This is a genomic window from Agromyces sp. NPDC057679 (assembly GCF_042799635.1).
Lineage (GTDB): Bacteria > Actinomycetota > Actinomycetes > Actinomycetales > Microbacteriaceae > Agromyces.
This window is the reverse complement of record NZ_JBHVIK010000002.1, coordinates 427,261-451,064: the sequence shown is the minus strand read 5'-3', so window position 1 is coordinate 451,064 and position 23,804 is coordinate 427,261. Positions and strand designations below refer to the sequence as shown.

Here is a 23,804-nt window from a genome sequence, read left to right as displayed (position 1 = left end):
TGGGCTCGCACGCGAACCCGCAGGGCTACGCGCGCGCGTCGGCCGCGAAACGGGCGAGCCGAGCCTCGAGCCCGGCCCGCACCTCGGGCCACTCGTCGACGATCACCGAGTAGACGGCGCTGTCGCGCCAGCTGCCGTCGGCGCGGCGCTTGTCGCGGCGCATGACGCCGTCGAGCTTCGCACCGAGCTTCTCGATGGCCGCGCGCGAACGGGCGTTCACGGCGTCCGCCTGGATCTTCACCCGGCCGAAGCCGTGCGAGAAGGCGAGGTCGAGCAGCAGCAGCTTCGTCTCGGGGTTCACCGCAGTGCCCCAGACCTCGGGGTGGTAGCCCGTCCAGCCGATGTGGGTCGACTCGTTCGCGGTGTCGAAGTCGGCGAGCTTCGTCGCGCCGACGATGCGCCCGGCGTCGGGGCCGCCCTCGAGGCGCACCGCGAACGGCAGGGCGGCGTCGCCGCCGCGGCCGAAGTAGTACGCCTGCGCCCAGTCGTCGAACGCCGACCGCCCGTCGGGCCGCCCGGCGGGGCCGCCGCCGAATCCGCCGGCGAACACCTCGGGCCTGGCGAGCGCCTCGTGCAGCTCGGGGAAGTCGTCGACGGCGAGCGAAGTGAGGCGCACGAAGCGCCCCCGGAGTTCGGTCTCGGCGGGAATGATCGCGGGCACGCGTCGAGTCTGCCATGTGCGGGTGGCCCGCGAACGACGATCGGATGACGGGACGTGGCGAGCTCGATCCGTCCCCCTTCCGCAGGGGACATCCGCCCCATACGATGACGAGAGCACGACCGAACAGACACGAAAGGCGGGGGGCGATGGGCGCTCTGGACGACATCACGAAGAAGGCACAGGACTTCATCGAGGAGAACAAGGACAAGATCGACGAGGCGCTGAACAGCGAGCAGGCCGAGGACATCAGCGACAAGATCCTCGACGGCGTCAGCGATGCGGCGAAGAAGGTCGTCGGTGAAGAGCACCACGACAAGATCGACGACGTTCGCGGCAACATCGACGGTGCCGTCGGCACCGAGAAGTAGCGCGAAGACGAAGGGGGCGGATGCATCGGCATCCGCCCCCTTCGTCATGCCCGGAGCGCTGGGCTCGGGCGCGGCACGGTCGCGAAGCCGGTCAGGGAAGCACGATCTCGAAGGCCGAGTCCCCGGGGCTGAGCACCGCGAGCAGCTGCTGCAGCACGCCGAGGTCGCCCTCGACGTCGAGCCCGTCGGAGTCGAGGTCGCCGGCCGCGAGTGCGATCAGCCGCGGCTTCGTCAGCGAGAGGTGCAGCGGCGCGGTGCCGCTCGGGGCCTTCTCGACGTAGACGAGCACGCCGTTGCGGAGCGTGAGGCGGAAGCTGCGGTCGAGGTCCGTGAGCGTGATCTCGAAGGCGAGCGAGAGATCCCACGCGCGCGGCCCGTCGACCGTGATGGCGACCGCGTCGAAGAGCTGCTCGGGCGAGAGCTGCGCCCGGATGGCCGGCGCGTTCGTCACCGTCGGGGTGCCGAAGTTGCCCTCGCGCAGTTCGGTCGCCCCCGAGAGGAAGAAGTTGCGCCAGGTGCCGTTCTCCGACCCGTACCCGAGCTGCTCGAGCGTGTCGGCGTAGAGGGCGGTCACGCGCCGGTCGTCCTGGTCGACGAAGACCGCGTGGTCGAGCAGCGTCGCCGCCCACCGGAAGTCGCCGTCGTCGTACGCCCGCTGCGCGAGCTCGAGCACGCGGTCGATGCCGCCGAGCGCGTCCACGTAGCGCGTCGCCTGCTCGGCCGGCGGGTGGGGCCAGAGGCGCGCGGGGTTGCCGTCGAACCAGCCCATGTATCGCTGGTAGATCGCCTTCACGTTGTGGCTGACCGAGCCGTAGTAGCCGCGCGCGTGCCACGCGTTCTCGAGGGCGGGCGGCAGCTGGATCGCCTCGGCGATCTCGGCACCCTGCATGCCCTGGTTGAGCATCCGCAGCGTCTGGTCGTGCAGGTACCCGTAGAGGTCGCGCTGCATCCCGAGGAAGTCGTGGATCTCGGCGTTGCCCCAGGTCGGCCAGTGGTGCGAGGTGAACACGACCTCGACGTCGCCGCCGAAGCGCTCGATCGCCTCGGTCAGGTACTGCGACCAGACATGGGGATCCCGCACCACGGCGCCGCGCAGGGTCAGGAGGTTGTGCAGCGTGTGGGTGGCGTTCTCCGCCATGCTGAGCGCCCGGTACTTCGGGAAGTAGAAGTGCATCTCGCTCGGCGCCTCGGTGCCCGGCGCCATCTGGAACACGATCTCGAGCCCGTCGACCGTGTGCGTCTCACCGGTCGTGGTGATCTCGAGCGTCGGGGCGATGAGCGTCGCCTCGCCGACCGAGGTGGTCTGGCCGAGACCGGCGCCGACGGCACCCCTCGGACCGCGCTGGAGAGCCGCGCCGTACATGTAGCCCGCCCGGCGACCCATCGCCGTCCCGGCGTAGACGTTCTCGGCGACGGCGTGGTCGACGAGCCCTTCGGGGGCGATGACCTGCACCTCGCCGGCGTCGACCTGAGCCTGGTCGACGATGCCCTGCACCCCGCCGAAGTGGTCGATGTGCGAGTGCGTGTAGATCACGGCCGTGATCGGCCGGTCGCCGCGGTGCTCGCGGTAGAGGGCGACCGCGGCCGCCGCCGTCTCCTTCGAGATGAGCGGGTCGATGACGACGACACCCGTGTCGCCCTCGACGAGCGACATGACCGAGAGATCCAGGCCGCGCACCTGGTAGAGGCCCGGCACGACCTCGAACAGGCCGTGCTTGGCGACGAGCTTCGACTGGCGCCAGAGGCTCGGGTTCACGGTGTCGGGCGCGTCCCCCGTCAGGAAGTCGTAGGTGCTCGCGTCCCACACGACCTCGCCCGCCTCGTTGCGGATCGCCGGCTCGGCGAGGGTGCCGAGGAAGCCGCGTTCGACCGCCTCGAGGTCGCGCGCGTCCCCGAACGGCAGCGCGTCGAGCAGTGCGCGTTGCTGGGCGATGATCGTTGCGGTGGCATCGTTCTGCGTCATCCACCGATCCTTTCACGGGACGTTCGGCACTCGACGGAGGCCGGGCCCGCAGGGCGCTCGCTCCGTGCTGCGGTGCAACGGTGCCGCCACGCGACGAGGGGGATGCCTCACGGCATCCCCCTCGTCGCGCCCGCCTCAGCGCGCGGGTTCGATCATGCGCCGCAACGTCGGCGACGGGCGATCAGGAGCACGGCCGCACCGGCGCCCACCAGCAGCAGCGCGCCGCCGATCCACAGCGCCACCCGCTCGCCGTCGACGCCCGTCGAGGCGATCGGCGGGTCGAAGCGGTTGTCGACGGTGATCGTCACGACGGCGTCGCCGCCGACGACCACCGGGTTCGCCTCGGTCGCGCTCACCGTTACCGCGACGGCGCCGCCCGTGTCGGTCTCCTCGGCCCAGCACTCCGCGCCGATCGGCAGGTCGTCGAAGGCCTTCGTCTCGCCCGCGGTGATCGCGACGGTCTCGTCGAGCGCGATGAACGGCTCGTTCCCGCCGCGGTCGAACACGCACATGAGCTCGATCTCGAAGGTCTTCCCGTCGGCCTGGTCGACCGCACCCGACACCGTCTTCTCGAGCTCGAGCGAGCCCGAGTCGAAGGTGTTGGTCGCGGTCAGCGTGAGCCGCTGGGCGGTGCTCGACTCGACGACGATCGCCGCGTCGTCGTACGAGCCGAAGTCGACGCTCGAGGCGGTCGCGCCGCCGTCGTCGGTCTCGACGCCGAAGCAGTGGGTGCCGAGCGGCAGCTGCACCGGGTTGCCCTCCGCATCGACGATCTCGACCGTCTCCCCGCCCGTGATCTCGACCGGTGCGTCGTAGAGCGTCACGATCGCACCGTCGACCTCGAGCTGGCAGGTGACCTGCACCGTGAACACCTCGTCGACGACCCACTCGGCGTCGGCGGCATCGCCGTCGACCTCCTTCGTGAGCTCGACCGTGCCGAGCGAGAACTCGTTCACGAAGCCCGCCGTCACGACGGTCTCGACGCCCTCCTCGGCCTGGTCGGGGATCGTGACCGTCACGGGCGCGGCCGGCTCGTCGGCGTCGCCCGGGTCGGTCTCGGTGACGACGCACTCGGCGTCGACCGGGATCCCGGTGATGGTCTCGCTCGTGAACGGCCCATCGCTGCCGTCGCTCTCGATGACGAGTTCCTGGTCGACGACCGTCTCGCCCTCGTAGGTGCAGACGACCTGGAAGGTGAACTCGCCCTCCGAGAACGCAGGGGCGCCGGGGCCGGCGACGTGCTTCAGCACGTTGAGCGCACCGGTGCGGAAGTCGTTCACGATGTCGACCTCGACGGGTTCGTCCGTCTCGTCGTCGCCGACGACCAGGAACCGCGGCGTCACCGTCGACTCCGTCGCCCCTCCGTCGTCGACCTCGGTCACCATGCAGGTGGCGTTCGTCGGGAGGTTCGGCACGAGCCACACATCGCCGGGGGCGTCCTTCGTGAGGGTATGGGTGTCGTCGTAGACGACGAACTGGGTGGTGCCGGGCAGAACGCAGAGCAGCCGCACGTCGAAGTCGCCGAAGGTGCCGCCCCATGCATCTGCGCCGGTTCCGGTGACCGACTTCACGATCTCGACCGAACCGACGGTGTAGTGGTTCGTGACGGCGACGACGGTGACCTGCTGGTCGTCGACGTCGGGCTCCAGCGTGAACTCCGCGCTCGTCACCTCGCCGAGGTCGTCGTCGACGCCGTTCTGCGTGACGACGATCGAGGTCGACGCCGACCCGCGGGTCTCGGTCTCCTCGACCGTGCAGACCGCGCCGGCCGGCAGGCCCGTGAACGTCTTCACCTCGCCGTCGCGGAGCTGGAACTCCTCGTCGAGCACGGTCTCGCCCTCGAAGACGCAGCTCGCTGCGAACCGATAGGGCACGAGCGTCTCGATCGGCTCGCCGTCCTGGTTCACTGCACCGCCGTCGTCGACGTCCTTCGTGACCGAGAAGCCCGCGTCGGGGAAGACGTTCGTGACGGTGATCGTGATGGGCGTCTCACCGCCGTCGACCGTCACCGGGTCGTCGGCGGTCGCGCTGATCCGGATCTCCCAAGCGCCCTGTCCGTCGGGCTCCTCCGCGTAGCAGTCGGACCCGATCGGGATGTCGGTGAGCGTCGCCTGCTCGCCGCCCTGCAGCTCGACGGGTTCCTGGTCGTAGCTCACGACAGGGTCGTTCCCCGGGCCGCGGTCGAGCGTGCAGGTCACGAGGATCTCGAACGTCTTGTCCTCGGCGTACGACGCCGCATCGCCGTCGAGCGCCTTCTCGATCACGAGGTCGGCGAGGTCGAAGATGTTCGTCGCGGTGATCGCCAACTGCTGCGGCTCGTCACCGTCGTCGGCGACCACGACGACCGCGTTGTCGAACGAGTCGAAGTCGACGCTCGACGAGGTCGCCCCCGCGTCGTCGGTCTCGTCGCCCCAGCAGTGCGTGCCGAGCGGCAGCAGCAGCGGGTCGCCCGTCGCGGGGTCGGTGACCGTGACCGTCTGGCCGCCGGTGACCACGACGTCGCCGTCGAAGAGCGGGGCGCCGCCGTCGGTGAGCGAGCAGGTGACGTGCACCGTGTAGCTCGCGTCGACGAAGTCGGGGTCCTCGGATGCCTCGCCGGCGAGCTCCTTCGTGACCGAGACGGTCCCCGCTGAGAAGTGGTTGTCGACCTCGGCCGTCACCACCTGGGCGATGCCGTCGGCCTCGTCGGGGATCGTCACGACGACCGGGTCGGGCAGTGCGTCGACGCCGCCGCCGTCGGTCTCGGTGACGATGCACTGGGTGCCGACCGGCAGCCCGGTGACCGTCGCGCTCGTGAGCGGGCCGGCGGTGCCGTCGCCCGTGATCGTGAGCGTGCCCTGCCCGACGATCTCGTCGGCGTAGCTGCACACGTAGGTGAACTCGAAATCGACGCCCTCGCTGAAGCCGGCACCGGCGCCCGACACCGTCTTCGCGATGTCGAAGCCGCCGAGGCGGTAGTCGTTCGTCACGGTGACCTCGATCGGGTCGCCCTCCTCGCCGGCGACGCCGATCGTCACCGGTTGGTCCGGCGAGACGATCGCCTGGGTGGCGCCGCCGTCGTCTGGCTCGCTCACGGTGCACTCGGCGCCGGTGGGCAGGTTGTCGACCGCCCAGGTCTCGCCGTCGGCGATGGTGTGCGTGGCGTCGTAGACCGGGTTCGTGGTCGCCTCCGCCCAGGTGCAGACGAGCCGCACCTCGAACGTGTCGGCAGCGCCCGCGGCGCCCGAGCCGGTCACGTCCTTCGTGACCGAGATCGAGCCCACGGTGTAGTTGTTGACCGCGGCGACGGTCGTCACGTGCTCGTTGTCGACATCGGGCTTGATCTCGAACTCGGCGGTGTCGCCCTCGACGGGCTGAGGCTCGCCGGGGGTCTCGTCGACGATCATCGTCGTGTCGGTGGCGCCGCCCGCGTCGGTCTCGACGACCGTGCACTCGGCGCCGACCGGCAGCCTGTTGAAGGTCTTCAGGTCGCCGTCCTTGAGCGTGAACGTCCGATCGGCGTCTCGGATCACCTCCTCGCCGAGGAAGATGCAGCTCGCCGTGAACTCGAACACGGGGTCGAATTCGATCGGCTCGCCGTCCTGGTCCACCGCTCCACCGCCGGTGACCTCCTTCAGGAGGTAGAAGCCGCCGAGCTCGTAGGTGTTCGTGGCCGTGACCTGCGCGAGTTCGCCGTCGGCGGGGGCGCCGTGGTGCACGTTCTCGAGCCCCGAGAGGTCGCGCTTCGCCCGGATCGAGCCCGACTTCGTCGGGTCTCCCGCGTCAGCGGGGTCGTACGTGACCGTCGAGCCCTGCGACGGCACCTCCTGCACGGTGCAGTCGGAGTAGATCGGCAGGTCCGTCCCGGTGCCGTAGTCGACGACGGTGCCGTCAGCCGGCACGGTCGCCGGCGGGGCGGGCTGGCCGCTGCCGTCCACGAGGTTCACCGACTCGCCGCCCGAGGTGCACTGCACGTCGAAGTCGTACGAGTCGGGCAGCGGGTAGGTGTCGGGCCAGTCGGCCGGGACGTCGACCTCTTTCTGCAGCGCGATCTCGCCGGTCGGCACCGCCACGCCCGAGCGCACCGGCTCGACCGGGCCCTGATAGACCTCGGAGCCGTTGTAGTCGGCGCGGGAACCACCGGCGACCGCGTTCCAGGCGATCGGCAGGCCGCCGTCGACGGCGGCCGGATTCGAGAGCGGCGTTCGAGTCTGGAAGGTGAGCGCACCGCTCTGGCCCGGGGCGAACGACGCCTCGCCCGGCCAGGTCACGACGACCTTGATCGCCTTCGCCTGGGCGATCTCGGTGAGCGGCGTGCCGGCGTCGAACTCGATCCAGGCGCGCGTGCTCACATCGGTGAAGCACGGGTCGGTGGTCGGCATCGGCGTGGTCTTCGCGCTCCACTCGATGTCCTTCGCGTTGCAGGCGCGGTCGGGCACCGTCGTCATGTAGGAGGTGGTCATGACCGCACCACCGGGGTCGCCCGGGAAGACCACGTTGCCGACGAAGATCGGCGACCACTCCGACCCACGGGCGGTGCCGACGGTCACGCCGGTGTCGCCGACGGCCGGCAGCACGTCGATCCCGGCGATCGACTCGATCGGGATGTTGCCGAGGTTCTCGAACCCGACGAGCCAGGTCTCGAGTCCGCCAGGGCGCGTGATCGGCACGCAGTTGTTGCGGTAGAAGCCGGCCACCGGGCCGTTCGGCTCGGCGCAGCCGTCGGCCGTGCCGGTGTTGTTCAGCACGCCGAGGTCGTCGTAGTTCGCGTCACCGGGCTGTGCACCGGGCACCCCGGCGCCGGCCCCCTTGACCGCCTTGACGATCGCGACCGGGGCGGCCGCGGTCGGGTTCACGGTCGTGTTCGAGGCGCAATCGTCGACGACGGTCGTGGTCGGGTTCGTCACCGTGCCGAACGACGTCGACTCGCAGCTGTCGAAGGTGCGATCGCTCGTCGCGCTGATCGTGTTGCCGACCGGGGTGCCCGGTGCGAGGCCCGGCCTGAACTGCAGTGCGGCCGAGATGACGAGCACGTCACCCGGGTTGAAGACGAAGCCGTCGGGAACGGTGATGGTGACGACGCCCGTCTGCTCGTCGAGTTCGCCCGAGAATCCGCTCGCGTCGAGCACGGTGCCGTCGGCCGCCGTCAGGGCGAACGAGAACGTCGGGTCGACGTTCGGCCGGGCGATGAGCAGCGAGCCGTTCGCGTCGGTCGCGACCTGGTCGGTGAGCTCGAGGCCGGTCATCGGCCACTGCCCGGTGTTCGTGATCGTCATCTTGTACGGAATGCCCGCCGAGGGCGGGAACTGCTGCGAGGCGGCGCCGCCCTGCCCGTTGCCGGGGGTCTTCACGACCTTGATGCTGTTCTGCAGGTGCAGCAGCTGCGTCGTGTCGGTGGCGTCGTCGTCAGCCTGCCACGGCGTGCCGCCCTGACCCTCCCACGAGCCGTCGCCGTGCACGTCGACCGTGTCGGTGGTCGTGCCTGCGACCGTCTCCCCCGGGGCGAGCGGCTGGCCGGGCCGCGTCGAGGGCACCGGCACCGCGTCGACCTCGCCGTCGGGCCCGAAGTGCAGGTTCTCGAGCTGGTTCGCCGTGAACTTCACGATCACGACCGGGTTGATCGGGTTCTCCCAGTTGGATGCCTCGTCGTCGACCCGCACCTCGAAGCGGAGGCCGCGCACATCGGCCGCGGAGACGCCCGCGGGCAGCTCGGGCTGCACGTCGGTGCCGGTGGCCTGCTGCCAGTCGCCCGTCGTCCAGCAACCGTCGAGGGTCGCCGAGCCGTTGCACGTGTACGAGAGCGCGCCCGTGCCGGCATCTTCGACGAACTCGACGCCGGTGAGCGCCGAGACCCGCAGCTGGTGCAGGTTCTGCGGCAGCGTGGTCACCGGGAACCCGGCGAACTCGAACGCGTTCCAGAACGTCGCCGAGGCGTCGGTCATCGTGAGCACGGTCGTGCGCACGTTGCCCGTCGGCTGGCCCTGCAGGGTGATCGTGTAGCCGTCGGGGTTCTCGTCCTCGACGCGCGAGTCGGAGTTCGCTGAGCCGGCCGGGCTCTCGATGCTCTTCTGCGCCTGCACACCGTAGTCCGCTTCGACGAACGTGACGACGTCGCTCGCCGTGGCGCCGGCGTGGTCGAGCTCGGGATCATCGCCGGGGCGTGTGACCTCGGAGCCGGCGACGTTCGTGGCGAAGTCGGTGGTCGTCACCGCGGCGCCCGAGGTGCGTTCGGTCGCCCGCAGCTGGTACGTGAGCACGACCGAGCTCGTCGCGGTGGTGCGGATCGCGACATCGTCGGGATCGGTGTGCAGCACCGAGATGCCGATCACGTCGTCGAGGTCGGCCGGGGTGAGCGCGAGCGCCGCGTCGATGGAGATCGGCGGATCGACCGCGCCGCCGTCGCGGGTCAGCGTCACCGTCGACTCCGTCGCGTCGGCCGGGACCGAGATCGAGTCGATGGCGACGAGGTTCAGGTACTCGTAGGCGTCGGTCGCCGAGCCCGGCGCCGGGTCGGTGATCTGGAGGGTCTGGACCGAGGCCTCCGTCTCGTTCTTCGCGGTGATCGTCGCGTTCACGAGCGGGTAACTGCTTGCGGGTGTGCCCGCCGGCGGGATCGGGAGCGAGTCCTGGTCGAAGGTCTTCGACACCGAGGTGTTGACCGTCGTGTCGATGATCGTGATGAGGTCGCTGTCGGTCTGGTCGACCGGCTCCGGACCGTCGCCGACGATCTCGGCGGTGTTGTTCACGACGCCGGCCTGGCCGGAGTTGAACGTCTCGTCGTGCAGCGTGCCGGTGACGGGGCCGCCGTCGCTGCGCTTGAAGTCGCGCAGCTCGAAGACGAGGTCGAGGTTGCGGGAGTGGTCGTAGGAGGCCGCGACGCCGCTGCCGGCTGCGGGCCCCGTGCCGTCGCCGCGGTTCGAACCCTCGGCATAGGTCAGGCGAACCGCGCGGGTCGTCTCACGCTCGTCGGCCGAGAGCGTGTAGCCGGGGAACGTCCCGTCGCAGGCGGCGGCGTCGGCGCACGCTGCGGCCGTGACATCCACCCACTGGCCGGTGCCTGTGGCCTCGTCGAACTCGAACAGCTCGACCTTGGAGACCCGGTCGTACTGCATCGACGGGTCGAGGCTCGAGTCGATCGGCGCGATCTCGACGAGGTCCCAGGCGTCGAACGCCGACTGCGCGATGGCGGCGTCGTCGAAGCCGGCGCCGGCCGTCGGGTCGTCGCTGAGCGCGACCGTGTCGAACGGCAGCCCCTCGGTCGACCACGAGAGCCGCGCGGTGCGCTGGTCCTCGCTGAACGCGAAGAGCGGGTCGGCCGGGTCGACGATCCAGTTCTTCTCGAACAGGTCGGGCCCGTCGCCGCCGTCGATCGGGCGCAGGTCGATGTCATCGCCGTCGGTCGCGGTGTTGTCCTCGGGGCTCTGGTCGTCGGGGTTCACGACGGTCGAGCTCGCCGTGTTCGCGACGTTGAGCGGGTCGTCGGCTGCGGCGGCGTCGGCCACCGAGCCCGAGCCGTCGCGGAACTGGTCGCGCGTCTCGACCGTGATCGTGGGCACGACGTGGAACCCGGGCGGCAGCTGCTCGCCGGGCTTCGGCGTGTAGACGAAGCGGATGCCCTCGATCATCTCCCTGGTGACCGGCGCCGTTCCCGAATCGACCGCGAGCACGAGGGTGCCCTCGCCGTCGAGCTGGCCGCCGGGCAGGGTCTGCCAGGTCTGGCCGTCCCAGTACTCGATCTGCAGGTCGGCGTTGGCAGGCACGCCGACGACGATCTGGCTGAGGTCGAAGGTGTTCCAGAAGGGTTCGACCGGGTCGCCCGGCTGCGGGTCGGCGGGGTCGCTCACGATGAGCTCGTCGGCCCCGATGGTGGAGGCGTTCGCCCCCTCGTCGTTCACCTTCGCGTCGAAGCTCACGTCGGTCGTCGTGCCCGGCACGGCCCACACCTCGTCGCGAGCGATGTTCTTCGAGACCACGGTGGAGACCCTGCCCGGCTGACGGGTGATGTCGGCCGAGTCCTCGTCGTCGCCCGACTTGCCGGTCTGGTCGGTGACCGTCGAGGTGGTCTCGTTCGTGCTCGTGACGTCGGCCTCGTCGACCGGCAGTGCGGTGACGGTGAACGGCACCTCGGCACGGGCGTTCGAGATGATCGGCCCGGTGAAGGTCACGGTGAACCCGACGACCTCGCTCGGGTCGTGCTGGGTCGGGTCGGGCAGCGTGTTCGGCGTCGTGGTCGAGATCGTCTCGGTGGTGCCGTCGGCGTAGGTGTACGTGACGCTCGCACCGGTGGCGTTCGGGGGCCAGACGACCCCGTCGGTGAATCCGGCGAACTCGAGGCCCTGCTCAGCGAGGTTCGGTGCACCGGGCGTCGGTTCCTGGATCACCATCTCGGTCACGGGCCGGAAGCCGTTGGCAGCGGTGATGGTCGCGGTCGTCTGCTCGCCGGCGAGCAGGTTCGGCTTCGCGAAGCTCTTCGTCACGTCGACGAAGGGGCCGGTGTTCGAGATCACGACGTCGCCGGGAGCCGTCTTCGGCGTGCTCGGGGTGTCGTTCACGACGACGTTCGACGACGCGGTGTTCGGCACCTCGACCGACTGCTCGGGCGCGATCGTGTTCACGGTGTCGTTCGTCACGGCACCGATGCCGATCTCGGCGGGCTGGTCGCCCGACGGCGGCAGCTGGTCGCCGGTCGACGACGAGAAGGTGAACCGCATGCCCTTCACGTCCTCGAACGGCACACCGTCGGGGATCGTCGACGGATCCGCCGGAATCGGCCCGGGTCCGTACGCGACGTGCCAGACGCCGTTCTCGTCGAGCCACTCGATCTGGACCTGGTCGGCGCCCGCGGGCGGCGTGATCGAGGTGATGCCGGTGTAGTCGAAGTAGCCGTCGAAGGGGCTCGCGACGCCGTCGGCCGGGTCCTGCACGACGATCTCGTCGACCGAGCGGTTCGAGGCGTTGCCGCCGCCGATCGTGTAGTCGACGGGCTGGCCCGGCAGCGCGGGAACACCGGGGGCGGTGTCGTCCTGGTGGTCGTCGACCGACTTCGACACGGTGGAGTCGAGGATCTCGGGCACGTCGATCGTGATCGTCGACGAGGCATCCTTCGGCAGCGCGTTGTCGCCGGTGGCGTTGACCGTGTTGACGATGTCCTGGTCGTTGACGTCGGCGCTGATGTCCTGCGGAACCGTGACGAACACGGTGACGGTGGCCTTCGACCCCGCCGGCTGGCCCGTACCCGCAGAACCCGTGCTCGTGAAGTCGACGGTGAAGTCCGTGCCGTCGACGGCCACCGAGCTGGTTCCGCCGCCGATCACGACGACCGGCGGGTTCACCGTCGGGTCGAAGACGAGCGGCGCCGGCAGGGCATCGGTGAGCTCGGCGTTCACGCAGGTGTCGACGAGGTTGCTGTTGCAGGTCAGCTCGATCGTGTAGCTGAACTGGTCGCCCGGGGCGTATGGCGAGTTGTTCGGGTCGACCGTCTTCGTGAGGATGAACTCGGCGTCGTCTGGAGCGGCGAACGCAGGCCCGGCGAGGGGCGCGGAGACCCCGATCGCGAGCACTGCGGCGACGATTCCTGCGAAGATCCGGCGAACGAACGGCATCAAACTCCCCCTACCCCGACGACCACCCCAGTCGCCTCGGGTGCGTACCGGAGCACGCACCCGACTTCGACACTATCCGCGGAGGCCGCCGCGTCGGTAGAGGCGGGGCGGCGCGGAGGGCGCGTGGTGAAGGAGGTGAGCCGCCCGGATCAGCCGAGGAGGTCGTGGAGCTGCACGATCTCGTCGCGGCCCGGGCCGACGCCGATCGCCGAGATGCGCGAACCGCTCATCGCCTCGAGCTCGCGCACGTAGGCCTGCGCGTTGGCGGGCAGGTCGGCGAACTCGCGAGCGCCCGAGATGTCCTCGGTCCAGCCGGGGAACTCCTCGTAGATCGGCTTCGCGTGGTGGAAGTCGGACTGCGACACGGGGATCTCGTCGAAGCGCTCGCCGTCGACGTCGTAGGCGACCGCGACGGGGATCTTCTCGATGCCGGTGAGCACGTCGAGCTTCGTGAGCACGAAGTCGGTGACGCCGTTGATGCGCGCCGCGTAGCGGGCGATCGGGGCGTCGTACCAGCCGGTGCGGCGCTTGCGGCCGGTGGTGGTGCCGAACTCGTGGCCCTGCTCGGTGAGGAAGTCGCCCCACTCGTCGAACAGCTCGGTCGGGAACGGGCCCGCGCCGACGCGCGTCGTGTACGCCTTGACGACGGCGATGACCCGGTCGATCTTGTTGGGCGCGATGCCCGAGCCGGTCACGGCCCCGCCGCTCGTCGCGTTCGACGAGGTCACGAAGGGGTAGGTGCCGTGGTCGACGTCGAGCATCGTGGCCTGCCCGCCCTCGAAGAGCACGGTCTCGCCGCGTTCGATCGCCTGGTGCAGCAGCAGCGAGGTGTCGGTCACCATGGGCCGCAGCCGCTCGACGTAGCCGAGCAGTTCGTCGACGACCTCGTCGACGCCGATCGCGCGACGGTTGTAGACCTTCACGAGCAGGTGGTTCTTCTGGTCGAGGGCGCCCTCGACCTTCTGGCGCAGGATGTTCTCGTCGAAGAGGTCCTGCATGCGGATGCCGACGCGGTTGATCTTGTCGGCGTAGGACGGGCCGATGCCGCGCCCGGTGGTGCCGATCTGGCGCTTGCCGAGGAAGCGCTCGGTCACCTTGTCGAGGGTGCGGTGGTACTGCGTGATGAGGTGGGCGTTCGCCGAGACCTTGAGCTTCGAGACGTCGACGCCGCGGGCCTCGAGGCCCTCGAGCTCCTCGAAGAGCACCTCGATGTCGACGACGACGCCGTTCGCGATCACCGGCGTGACCCCGGGCGTCAGGATGCCGGACGGCAGCAGGTGCAGCGCGTACTTCTCGTCGCCGACGACCACGGTGTGACCCGCGTTGTTGCCGCCGTTGAACTTGACGACGTAGTCGAGGCGCGAGCCGAGCAGGTCGGTCGCCTTGCCCTTGCCCTCGTCGCCCCACTGTGCACCGATGAGTACGGCCGCGGGCATGTCAGTCCTCTCCTGTCGCGCCCTGCGCGACGGGTTCTTCGATCGGGTCTGCGGTGGGCGCGGCGGCCTCGGCCGTCGGCGCGAACAGTGCGGCCGCCGGGACGACGGGCATCAGCTGTGTCGGCGTGAACTCGCTCGCGATGCGGGCGGGCGCCTCGGCGTCGGCACTCGCCAGCTCTTCGGCGAGGCGGTCGGCGCGCTCGTCGAGGCCGAGGCCGCCGGCGGCACGGCGCTGCGTGTCGAGGGCGCGGAGGTACGCGCGGTTGGGCTCGTCGGCCCAGGGCACGGCGGTGCCCGGCTCCCAGCCGGAGGCGGTCAGCTGCTCGCGGGCGAGCTCGGCGGCGACGGCGGCGTAGGCGTACGCCTCGATGGCGCGCCCCTCGGAGTCGGCGAGGTCGGCGAGTTCGGTCCAGGCGAGGGGCGACGACGGATGCTCCGTGACGACCGCCGCGACGGAGGCGCGATCGGCCTCGGCCAGCGCCTGGCGAACCTCGGGTTCGTCGGCCAGCGACGCCTCGGGCCCGGAGGCTGATTCTTCTGGAGTCACACTCCACCTTATCGCGGGGCGTGTTTCGGGCCGGTGAAGCGGGCTTCTCGCCGGGCGGGACAGCGGCAACGGCGGGCGAAGGGCGGCCGACGCGCACCGCGGTGAGCGCCGGTAGGCTGGAGTGCATGTCGAAAGTCCTCTCCAGCCTGCCCGTCGGCGAACGCGTCGGCATCGCCTTCTCCGGCGGCCTCGACACCTCCGTCGCGGTCGCGTGGATGCGCGAGAAGGGCGCGGTGCCCTGCACCTACACGGCCGACCTCGGCCAGCCCGACGAGCCCGACGTCGAGGCGGTGCCCGGGCGCGCCCTCGAGTACGGCGCCGAGCTCTCGCGACTCGTCGACTGCCGGGCCGCGCTCGTCGAAGAGGGGCTCGTCGCGCTGCAGTGCGGCGCCTTCCACATCCGCTCGGGCGGCAAGGCCTACTTCAACACGACGCCGCTCGGCCGGGCCGTCACCGGCACGCTGCTCGTGCGCGCGATGCTCGAAGACGGCGTCGACATCTGGGGCGACGGCTCGACCTACAAGGGCAACGACATCGAGCGGTTCTACCGCTACGGCCTCATGGCCAACCCGCGCCTGCGCATCTACAAGCCGTGGCTCGACGCCGAGTTCGTCACCGAGCTCGGCGGCCGCGCCGAGATGAGCGAGTGGCTGCAGCAGCGCGACCTCCCCTATCGCGCCTCCGCCGAGAAGGCCTACTCGACCGACGCGAACATCTGGGGCGCGACGCACGAGGCCAAGGTGCTCGAGGAGCTCGACGCCGGCATCACCACCGTCGAACCCATCATGGGCGTCAAGTTCTGGGACGAGTCGGTCGAGATCCCGACCGAAGACGTCACCGTCGCGTTCGAGCAGGGCCGCCCCGTCGCCCTCAACGGCGTGCGCTTCGACGACGCCGTCGCGCTCGTGCTCGAGGCGAACGCCATCGGCGGCCGCCACGGCCTCGGCATGAGCGACCAGATCGAGAACCGCATCATCGAGGCGAAGTCGCGCGGCATCTACGAGGCACCGGGCATGGCGCTGCTGCACATCGCGTACGAGCGTCTCGTCAACGCGATCCACAACGAAGACACCATCGCGAACTACCACAACGAGGGCCGCCGCCTCGGCCGGCTCATGTACGAGGGCCGCTGGCTCGACCCGCAGTCGCTCATGCTGCGCGAGTCGATCGTGCGCTGGGTCGCCTCGGCCGTCACGGGCGAGGTCACGCTGCGCCTGCGCCGCGGCGACGACTACACGATCATGAACACGACCGGACCGGCGCTCAGCTACCAGCCCGAGAAGCTCTCGATGGAGCGGGTCGGCGACCAGGCGTTCGGCCCCGAGGACCGCATCGGGCAGCTCACGATGCGCAACCTCGACATCGCCGACTCGCGCGCCCGCCTCGAGCAGTACGCCCACCTCAACCTGGTCGGAGGCGCGACGGCGGCGCTCGTCGGCGACCTCGCGGCGGGCGGCGGTGCGGCCGAGATCCTCGCGGGTCCGGCCGAGACCGAGCTCGAAGCGGCGACCGACGCCGCGAACGAGGCCTCGGCGTTCGACCTCGGCACCGACTGAGCAGCACCGCGGACCGCACGACGGCCGGCCGGGTCATCCCGGCCGGCCGTCGTCGTCACTGCGGCGGGCGCTCGTCCTCGACGCAGCCGTTCTCGGCGAAGTCCGGGTCGCCCCGACCCTCGAACCAGGTGGGCGTGCCGTGGTCGTCGTACCAGAAGCCCGGGTACACGTCCTCCCGGTCCTGGTGCTTGGCGTGCGCCTTCACGACCGCGAGCTTGTCGGTCTCGATGTAGACGTACGGATTCTTCGCGCTGTGCGTGGCGTGGCAGTACGGCACGCGATGGTCGCCCCCGACCGGTGCGCTCGCGTTCGCCGCGACGCCGGCCCCGAGCACGCTCACGGCGAGGAACGGTAGTGCGGCAGCGCCGGCGACCAGCCGGCGCGACAATGCAGTGGACATGATGAGTCTCCCCCCTCGGACTCGATTCGGCACCCAGCCAACACCGGCCCGACCCGCGCGGCAATCCCGAGAACGGGGTACACCGACCCCGTGGCATCCGCGATTCGCCAGGTCGGTGCCTCACACACCGACCCTGGAACGGGGGACGAGTCAGGCGGGCGTCTGCTGGTGGGCTGCGACGTGCCAGGCGCCGTCGTCGTAGAGGTAGGTGGTCGACATGCGGAGGTTCACCGTGTCGTCGCCGCGGCGGGCGACCGCCCGGTAGACGACGACGCCCGCGCGGTCGCCGAGGCGGATGACGGCCGGCTCGTGCAGCTCGTACCCGTCCCACGGGGGTGCGCTGCGGAACGCCGCGAGGATCTCGTCGCGGCCGAGCACCGCACCCTCGACGACCATGAGCGCGTCGCGCGTCATCGCACGCTGGTAGTGCTCGCCTCCGCGCCCCTCGACGATCGCACGCCATCCGGCGTGCTCCTCGTGCAGCAGACGGGCGGGCAGATCGTCGGTGATCTCGGTCATGTCCCAACGCTAACCGCGATCGGATGCCTCGGGAAGGGCCGCGTGCGAACCGTCTTCCCCGACCCGGGGACGAGCCCGTGACATCCGCGCGATCACAGCCAGTGCTTCGACTTGAAGATGAGGTACAGGATGAAGCCGGAGACGAACATGAGCAGGATGGCGAACGGGTAGCCGGCGCTCCAGCCGAGCTCGGGCATGTGCCGGAAGTTCATGCCGTAGATGCCGGCGACGAGCGACGGGGCGAAGAAGATCGCCGCCCAGCTCGAGATCTTCTTCGTCTGCTCGCTCTGCGCGATGCTCGCCTCGTTCTGACGCTGCGCGACGAGCGTCGCGTGCACGCTGAGCGCGTTCTGCAGGGTCTGCCGGTACTCCTCGGCGCGCTCGGTGATGCGGATGACGTGGTCGAGCACGTCGCGGAATCCGCGCCGGAGTTCGAGCTCGGGGTCGCCCGCGTCGTCGTGCAGCTCGTCGCGGATCGTCTCGACCATCTCGCGCAGCGGCTTCACGGCGCGCTGGAACTCCATCACCTCGCCCGAGAGGTCGTAGATGCGCTTCGCGACCGCGGCGTCGCCGCTGAAGAGCTGCTCCTCGATCTCGTCGATGTCGTTCTCGAGGCCGGCGACGACGGGCGCGTACTCGTCGACGATCTGGTCGACGACGGCGTAGAGCACGCCGACCGGGCCGCGGGCGAGCAGTTCGGGCTCCGCCTCCAGCCGGGCGCGGACCCGCCCGAGATCGGGCTTCTCGGCATGTCGGATCGCGACCACGAAGTCGCCGCCGACGAACAGGTGCACCTCGCCGAACTCGACCCGCTCGTCGGCGTCGAGGTAGCGGGCGGGGCGCAGCACCACGAAGCGGGTGTCGCCGTAGCGCTCGAGCTTCGCACGCTGATGCCCGCTGAGCGCGTCCTCGACGGCGAGCTCGTGCAGGCCGAACTCCTCGGCGACGACGCCGAGCTCGGCCGGGTCGGGCCGATACAGTCCGATCCAGGCGAATCCGCCGGCATGCTGCCCGAGCGCCTCGAAGGTGTCGGCGAGCACGGCGGGCGAGGCGGCCCGCCTGCCGCCGACGTAGATCGCGTTGTCGATGACCGTCACGGGCTCAACCGTAGATGTTCTCGGCGTAGCTCGGCCCGTAGTGCGCATCGAGCGCCTCGAGCGAGTCGCCCTGCCGTTCGACGGCCTTCGAGATGACGGCGCGGCGCGGCGCGGCGTCGGGGGCCCACGTCTCGGGCCGCCAGGCCTGCGCCCGAAGGAACGCCTTCGAGCAGTGGAAGAAGACCTCGTCGATGTCGACCACGATCGCGAGCAGGGGCCGGTTGCCGCGCACGATCCGGTCGTCGAAGAACGGCGCGTCGCGCACGATCGTCGCGCGTCCGTTGATGCGCAGGGTGTCGCCGCGTCCCGGGATCGTGAAGAGCAGCCCGACGTGCGGGTTGCCCAGCAGGTTGTGGAACCCGTCGACCCGCCGGTTGCCCGCCCGCTCGGGGATCGCGATCGTGCGCTCGTCGAGCACGACGGCGAAGCCGGCCGGGTCGCCCTTGGGCGAGACGTCGAGGTTGCCCTCCGCGTCGCTCGTCGCGACGAAGGCGAGGGGCGCGGCGGCGAGCCACGCGACGTCGACCTCGTGCAGGCGGTCGCGCGTCTTGTTCGCGGCGGTCGGCAGGGGCGCGCCGACGATCGACTCGAGCTCGGCTGCGGAGGTGACGGGGATGCCGCGGGCAGGATCGGTCATGTCGCCACGCTACCCGGCCGACGTTCGATGCGCCCGTGTCTCGCGTTGCAGCTTTTGTATGTTATACGCGCAAATGTCGCCCATTGACACCGCGACTTTCGACGAAGTAGCGTGCATTCCACGGTCGCCTTCGACGAATCCGGGCCGCTTTCGCAGTTCGGATCCGCGATGATCCGACCTGCTCCGACGTGCGTCGGCGCCCGCAACCAGGTCGACGACGACGGAGGTCAGCATGTTCACTGCGCCGACCGCCGCTGCCCTGGTGCCGCTCGGCGCGCGGGTCGAGCACCTGCTCGGCGATCCGTCGACGCTCACCTCGGGCGTCTGGGCCGAAGTGGGCGCGCGGCTCGGCGCGGCCGGCCCCGAGGCGGCCGAACTCATCGCCGCCGCCGGCGCCGCCGACGGCGGCAAGCACCTGCGCCCGCGGATCGTGGCGGCGTCCTACCTCGCCCACGGCGGCGACGAACCCGCGCTGCTGCGTCGGGTGGCCGGAGCCCAGCAGCTCGTGCACCTCGCGCTCTGCATCCACGACGACCTCATCGACGGCGACGTCGTGCGGCACGGCCGGCCCAACGTGGTCGGCCGCACCACGGCCTCGGCGCGTGCCGCGGGCCTCGGCCGCGACGAGGCCGCGCGGCTCGCCGCGGCATCCGGTCTGCTCGCCGGCGACCTCGCCCTCAGCGCGGCACTGACGGCGCTCGTCACGGCCCCCGCCCCCGACGCCGTCCGCGTCCGCCTCGCCGCAGCCGCGCTGGCCGCGATCGAGCGCGCGATCGCCGGCGAGCTCCTCGACGTGCGCGGCGAGACCGTTCCCCCCGAGCACAGCACCCCCGTCCGCGTCGCCGCCCTCAAGACCGCCTCGTACAGCGTCACCCTCCCGCTCCAGCTCGGCGCGATCGCCGCCGGTGCATACGACGAGGCGACCGCCGGAGCGATCGACGAGGTCGGCACCGCCCTCGGCATCGCCTACCAGCTCGGCGACGACGACCTCGGCCTGTTCGGCGATCCGGCGACGACCGGCAAGTCGGCGCTGTCCGACCTGCGCGACGGCAAGCGCACCGAGCACATCCGGCTCGCGCTCGAGCGGGCCGACGGCGCCGACCGCGCCCGCATCGCGCAGACGCTCGGCTCCCCCGACGCCACCGACGCCGATGCGCGGCGCGTACGCGAGATCGTCACCGCGACGGGCGCGCGCGCCGCGGTGCACGAGCTCATCGAGGCCCACCTCGAGCGCGGCCTCGACGCCGCGCGCACCGGGCTGCCCGCGGAGCTCGCCGATCACCTCGACGAGCTCGCGCTCGCACTCCGACACCGCACCCGCTGACCGACCGCCGACCGCGGGCACCCGCCCGCCGAGACCCCGACCGAAGGAGACCGACATGGAGCCGACTCCCGCAGAGCAGCAGAACGCCGCGACACCGACGTGGAACCGAGGCCGTGTGGGCCTCTGGCTCATCGGAGCACGCGGCTCGGTCGCGACCACGGTCGCGGTCGGCGTGCACGCCATCGCCGCCGGCGTCGCCCCGGCGACCGGCTGCACCACCGCCGGCCCCGCCCTCGCCGGCGCGCCGCTGCCCGGGTTCGACGAGATCGTGCTCGGCGGGCACGATGTGAGCACGACGCCGCTCGTCGATCGCGCCGAGGCCCTCGCCGCGTCGGGCATGCTGCCGCCGGCCATCGTCGCCGCGGTGCGGGAGGCGCTGGCCGGCACCGACGCCGAGATCCGCCCCGGGTACGACCCGGTCGCCCGGCCGGGCGCCCAGGGCGACGCGGTGCACCGGCTCGCGAGCGACATCGTCGCCTTTCGCGAGCGGCACGGCCTCGCGCACGTCACGGTCGTGGATGTCTCCTCCACCGAGGCGCTGCCCGACGACCGGCCCGAGTTCCACGACACCGAGGCACTCGCCGCCGCACTCGCCGACCCCGGCCTCGCGGTGCTGCCGCCCAGCTCGATCGCCGCACTCGCGGCGGTCGAGGCCGGTGCCGCGTACGCCTGCTTCACCCCCTCGGCCGGGCTCGCCCTGCCCGCCCTGCGGTCGATCGCCGAGCCGCGCATCCCGTTCGCCGGGCAGGACGGCAAGACCGGCGAGACGCTGCTCCGCACCGTGCTCGGCCCGATGTTCACCGAACGCGGCATGCGCGTGCTGTCCTGGGCGGGCACGAACCTGCTCGGCGGCGGCGACGGACAGACCCTCGCCGACCCCGAGGCGGTGCGCAGCAAGCTCGCGTCGAAGTCCCGGGGGCTGCGCAGCCTCGTCGGCGAGCACGTCGTCGCCCCGCTGCACATCGACAACGTCCCCGACCTCGGCGACGTCAAGACCGCGTGGGACCACGTGCACGCCGAGGGCTTCCTCTCGTCGCGCATCACGCTCCAGACCACGTGGACGGCGTACGACTCGATGCTCGCCGCGCCGCTCGTCATCGACCTCGCACGGCTGCTGTCGCTCGCCGGCGCCGCCGGCATCCGCGGCGTGGTGCCCGCCCTCGGCGGCTTCTTCAAGGATCCGTGGGGCAGCGAGGTGCACGCGTTCGCCGACCAGGCGGCCGCCCTGCGGTCGTGGGTCGACGACGCCACGACCCAGCTGGGGGCGATGGCGCCCGCGCCCGCCGGCCCGGTCGCCGCGCCCGTCCCGGCAGGCGCGCGGCCGTGACGACCGTCCGCGACGTCCTCGAGCTGGTGCGGGCGCCGGCGGCGCTCACCGTGCTCGGCGACTCGGCGGTCGGCGCGCACGCCGCCGCAGGGGGGTTCACCCGGCGTGGCTGGCTGCTCCCGCTCGCCTCGGCGGCGATCTACAGCGGCGGGATGGCGCTCAACGACTGGGCCGACCGCGATCTCGACGGGGTCGAACGGCCCGAGCGGCCGATCCCGTCGGGGCGCGTCAGCCCGCGCCGGGCCCTCGCGATCGCGGCCGGCCTCGGCGCGGTGGGCCTGGCGCTCGCCGCAGCCGGCGGCGGTCGGCGCTCGCTCGCGGTCGCGGTGCCGCTCGTGGCATCCGTCATCGCCTACGACGTGGTCGCGAAGCCGACCGCCGCCGGCCCTCTCGCGATGGCGACGTGCCGCGGGCTCGACGTGCTCATGGGTGCCGGCGGTTCGCCTCGCGCACTGCCCGCCGCGCTCGCGATCGCCGCCCACACGGCCGGGGTGACCGCCCTGTCCCGGGGCGAGGTGCACGGCGGCAACGGTGCCGACACGGGGCTCGCGCTCGCGGCGACCGGTGCCGCCGCCGCCGCGGTCGACGCGACGGCCCCCGAGGTCCGCAGCACGCTCGCGCGCGCCGCGGGCGCAGTGGGATCGGCCGCCTACCTCGCCGCCGCGGTGCCGGGCCAGCTCGCCGCAGCCGAGGATCCGACGCCCGAGCGGGTGCGCGACGCGACCCGCCGCGGCATCGGCGCGGTGGTGCCGCTCCAGGCCGCGCTCGTCGCCCGTAGCGGCGCGCCCGTCGTCGCCCTCGGGCTGATGGCCGTGCACGCCGTGATCCGCCTCCGTGGGCGGGCGTGCCGCCGCGTCCGCGGGGACGTCACGTGAGCGGCGCGCTGCCCGGTGCCCGGTTCGCGGTCGGGTACGGCACCAACGGGTTCGCCGACCACCCGCTCGACGACGCCGTGACGGTGCTCGACGGGCTCGGCTACCGCGGCCTCGCGCTCACGCTCGGCCACCCCCACCTCGACCCGTTCGCCCCCGACGCCCTCGCGGCGGCCTCGCGCCTCCGCGAGCGCCTCGACGGCCTCGGCTGGCGGGTCGTCGTCGAGACGGGCACCCGCTACCTGCTCGACCCGTCCCGCAAGCACCGGCCGAACCTCCTCGACGACGACGCCGCGCCGCGCGAGGCGTTCCTGCGCCGCGCGATCGAGCTCGGCGCGGTGCTCGATGCCGACTGCGTCTCGCTCTGGTCCGGGGTGCTGCCCGACGGCGTCGCCGCCGACCGGGCCGGCGATCGGCTGCGCGAGCGCCTCGCCCCGATCGTCGCCGACGCCGCCGCCGCAGGCGTTCCGCTCGCCTTCGAGCCCGAGCCCGGCATGCTCGTCGAGACCGTCGCCGACGCGCTCGCACTGCACGCCGACCTCGGCGAGCCCGAGGCGCTCGGCCTCACCGTCGACCTCGGCCACTGCGTCGTCGTCGAGCCCGACGGCGTCGTCGGCGCCCTGCGCGCCGCCGGCCCGCTGCTGCGCAACGTGCAGGTCGACGACATGCTCCCCGCCGCGCACGAGCACCTCGAACTCGGGCACGGCGTCCTCGACCTGGCGGCGGCCCTGCGCACGCTCGACGAGCTCGAGTACCGCGGGCTCGCCGCCCTCGAGCTCCCCCGGCACTCGCACGACGCGCCGGGGGTCGCCGCACGCTCCATGTCCGCACTCCACGACGCCTGGGAGGCACGATGAACGACACCTGGGTCCGAGCCGGCGAGGCGGCGATCACTGCCGACCCCGCGCGCATCGCCGAACTGTTCCCCGCCGCCGGCCGCGAGGCCGGTCGCGGGCCGATCGACCCCGACGCCGACCCGCACGGGTACCGGCACGGCACGGTCGACGACCTCGCACGCGAGCGCTTCGTGGTCGCGCTCGCGCGAACGCTGCCCGCCGCCGCCGCGGCCGCCGAGCTCGCCGAGCTGTCCCGCTACGGCGACGACGCCGAGCAGCGCGGCGTGCTCCGCGGGCTCGGTGCGGCCGAGCTCGCCGGGCTCGCCGGACTCGTCGCGGCCGGACCGGCGCCCGCAACCGCCGGTGCGCCCGCCCCGCTGGTCGAGACCGGCCTGCGCCTCGTCGCCGAGGCCCTGCGCACGAACGACCCGCGGCTCGTCGCCGCCGCGCTCGGCCCGTTCGCAGCCGAGCACCTCGACCAGCACACGTGGCGTCACGGCGTGCTCAAGGCCCTGTTCATGGGCATCCCGCTCGACGTCGTCGCCGCCCTCGACCGGCGCGCCGACGCCGAACTCGCCCGCATGGCCGCGGGCCTCGTCGCCGAGCGTCGCGCGGCGGGGCGGGCCGTGACCGACGACATGACCCGGCTCGCTGCGGCGGCGGGCCCCCAGGAGGACTGA

General features: G+C 71.8%; 16 protein-coding genes. 7 read left to right on the top strand and 9 right to left on the bottom strand.

The features are described 5' to 3' along the window. Positions 1-25: 25 nt before the first annotated feature. Complete coding sequence (locus ACFVAJ_RS09010; protein ID WP_376943268.1) at positions 26-661, bottom strand: GNAT family N-acetyltransferase; 636 nt, start codon at positions 659-661, stop codon at positions 26-28. Positions 662-807: 146 nt separating this feature from the next. Here ACFVAJ_RS09010 and ACFVAJ_RS09005 point away from each other — a divergent pair, with 146 nt between their 5' ends. Beyond that, a complete protein-coding gene (locus ACFVAJ_RS09005) occupies positions 808-1,029 on the top strand; it encodes an antitoxin (protein ID WP_376943265.1) in 222 nt (73 codons plus the stop codon). 91 nt (positions 1,030-1,120) lie between these two features. On the opposite strand, the gene ACFVAJ_RS09000 is transcribed toward ACFVAJ_RS09005, so the two are convergent. From ACFVAJ_RS09000 to ACFVAJ_RS08985, 4 genes are all read right to left on the bottom strand, one after another. After that, positions 1,121-2,992, bottom strand: coding sequence for an alkyl/aryl-sulfatase (locus tag ACFVAJ_RS09000; protein ID WP_376943263.1), 1,872 nt, complete (start codon positions 2,990-2,992; stop codon positions 1,121-1,123). Between the two features lie 152 nt (positions 2,993-3,144). Further along, positions 3,145-12,573: a DUF5979 domain-containing protein gene (locus ACFVAJ_RS08995; protein WP_376943261.1), complete on the bottom strand. Its 9,429-nt coding sequence runs from the start codon at positions 12,571-12,573 to the stop codon at positions 3,145-3,147. Between the two features lie 149 nt (positions 12,574-12,722). Then, positions 12,723-14,009: an adenylosuccinate synthase gene (locus ACFVAJ_RS08990; protein WP_376943259.1), complete on the bottom strand. Its 1,287-nt coding sequence runs from the start codon at positions 14,007-14,009 to the stop codon at positions 12,723-12,725. Position 14,010: 1 nt separating this feature from the next. Next, complete coding sequence (locus ACFVAJ_RS08985) at positions 14,011-14,556, bottom strand: DUF3151 family protein (protein WP_376943257.1); 546 nt, start codon at positions 14,554-14,556, stop codon at positions 14,011-14,013. A 125-nt stretch (positions 14,557-14,681) separates the two neighbouring features. On the opposite strand from ACFVAJ_RS08985, the gene argG reads away from it, so the two are divergent. After that, positions 14,682-16,112 carry an argininosuccinate synthase gene (gene argG / locus ACFVAJ_RS08980; protein WP_376943255.1) on the top strand — a complete coding sequence of 477 codons (1,431 nt, stop codon included), beginning with the start codon at positions 14,682-14,684 and terminating at the stop codon, positions 16,110-16,112. A gap of 55 nt (positions 16,113-16,167) precedes the next feature. Here the strand turns inward: argG and ACFVAJ_RS08975 are convergent, their stop codons facing one another. The 4 genes from ACFVAJ_RS08975 to ACFVAJ_RS08960 form a co-directional block, all read right to left on the bottom strand. Next, a complete protein-coding gene (locus ACFVAJ_RS08975) occupies positions 16,168-16,512 on the bottom strand; it encodes a hypothetical protein (RefSeq protein WP_376943253.1) in 345 nt (114 codons plus the stop codon). A 150-nt stretch (positions 16,513-16,662) separates the two neighbouring features. Next, positions 16,663-17,031: a nuclear transport factor 2 family protein gene (locus ACFVAJ_RS08970; RefSeq protein WP_376943251.1), complete on the bottom strand. Its 369-nt coding sequence runs from the start codon at positions 17,029-17,031 to the stop codon at positions 16,663-16,665. 92 nt (positions 17,032-17,123) lie between these two features. Then, entirely contained in the window at positions 17,124-18,128 is a 1,005-nt protein-coding gene (locus ACFVAJ_RS08965) for a magnesium and cobalt transport protein CorA (RefSeq protein WP_376943249.1), read from the bottom strand. A gap of 4 nt (positions 18,129-18,132) precedes the next feature. Beyond that, positions 18,133-18,765 (bottom strand): MSMEG_1061 family FMN-dependent PPOX-type flavoprotein, encoded by a 633-nt coding sequence (locus ACFVAJ_RS08960; protein ID WP_376943247.1) that lies wholly within the window; start codon positions 18,763-18,765, stop codon positions 18,133-18,135. A 232-nt stretch (positions 18,766-18,997) separates the two neighbouring features. Here ACFVAJ_RS08960 and ACFVAJ_RS08955 point away from each other — a divergent pair, with 232 nt between their 5' ends. The 5 genes from ACFVAJ_RS08955 to ACFVAJ_RS08935 are packed head-to-tail and all read left to right on the top strand — an operon-like array spanning position 18,998 to position 23,804. Then, entirely contained in the window at positions 18,998-20,089 is a 1,092-nt protein-coding gene (locus ACFVAJ_RS08955; protein ID WP_376943245.1) for a polyprenyl synthetase family protein, read from the top strand. Between the two features lie 55 nt (positions 20,090-20,144). Beyond that, complete coding sequence (locus ACFVAJ_RS08950; RefSeq protein WP_376943243.1) at positions 20,145-21,416, top strand: inositol-3-phosphate synthase; 1,272 nt, start codon at positions 20,145-20,147, stop codon at positions 21,414-21,416. Then, entirely contained in the window at positions 21,413-22,291 is an 879-nt protein-coding gene (locus ACFVAJ_RS08945; RefSeq protein ID WP_376943241.1) for an SCO3242 family prenyltransferase, read from the top strand. The genes ACFVAJ_RS08950 and ACFVAJ_RS08945 overlap by 4 nt, the downstream gene beginning before the upstream one ends. Continuing rightward, positions 22,288-23,145, top strand: a complete 858-nt coding sequence (locus tag ACFVAJ_RS08940) for a sugar phosphate isomerase/epimerase family protein (RefSeq protein ID WP_376943239.1) — start codon at positions 22,288-22,290, stop codon at positions 23,143-23,145. The genes ACFVAJ_RS08945 and ACFVAJ_RS08940 overlap by 4 nt, the downstream gene beginning before the upstream one ends. Next, positions 23,142-23,804: an EboA domain-containing protein gene (locus tag ACFVAJ_RS08935; protein WP_376943237.1), complete on the top strand. Its 663-nt coding sequence runs from the start codon at positions 23,142-23,144 to the stop codon at positions 23,802-23,804. The genes ACFVAJ_RS08940 and ACFVAJ_RS08935 overlap by 4 nt, the downstream gene beginning before the upstream one ends.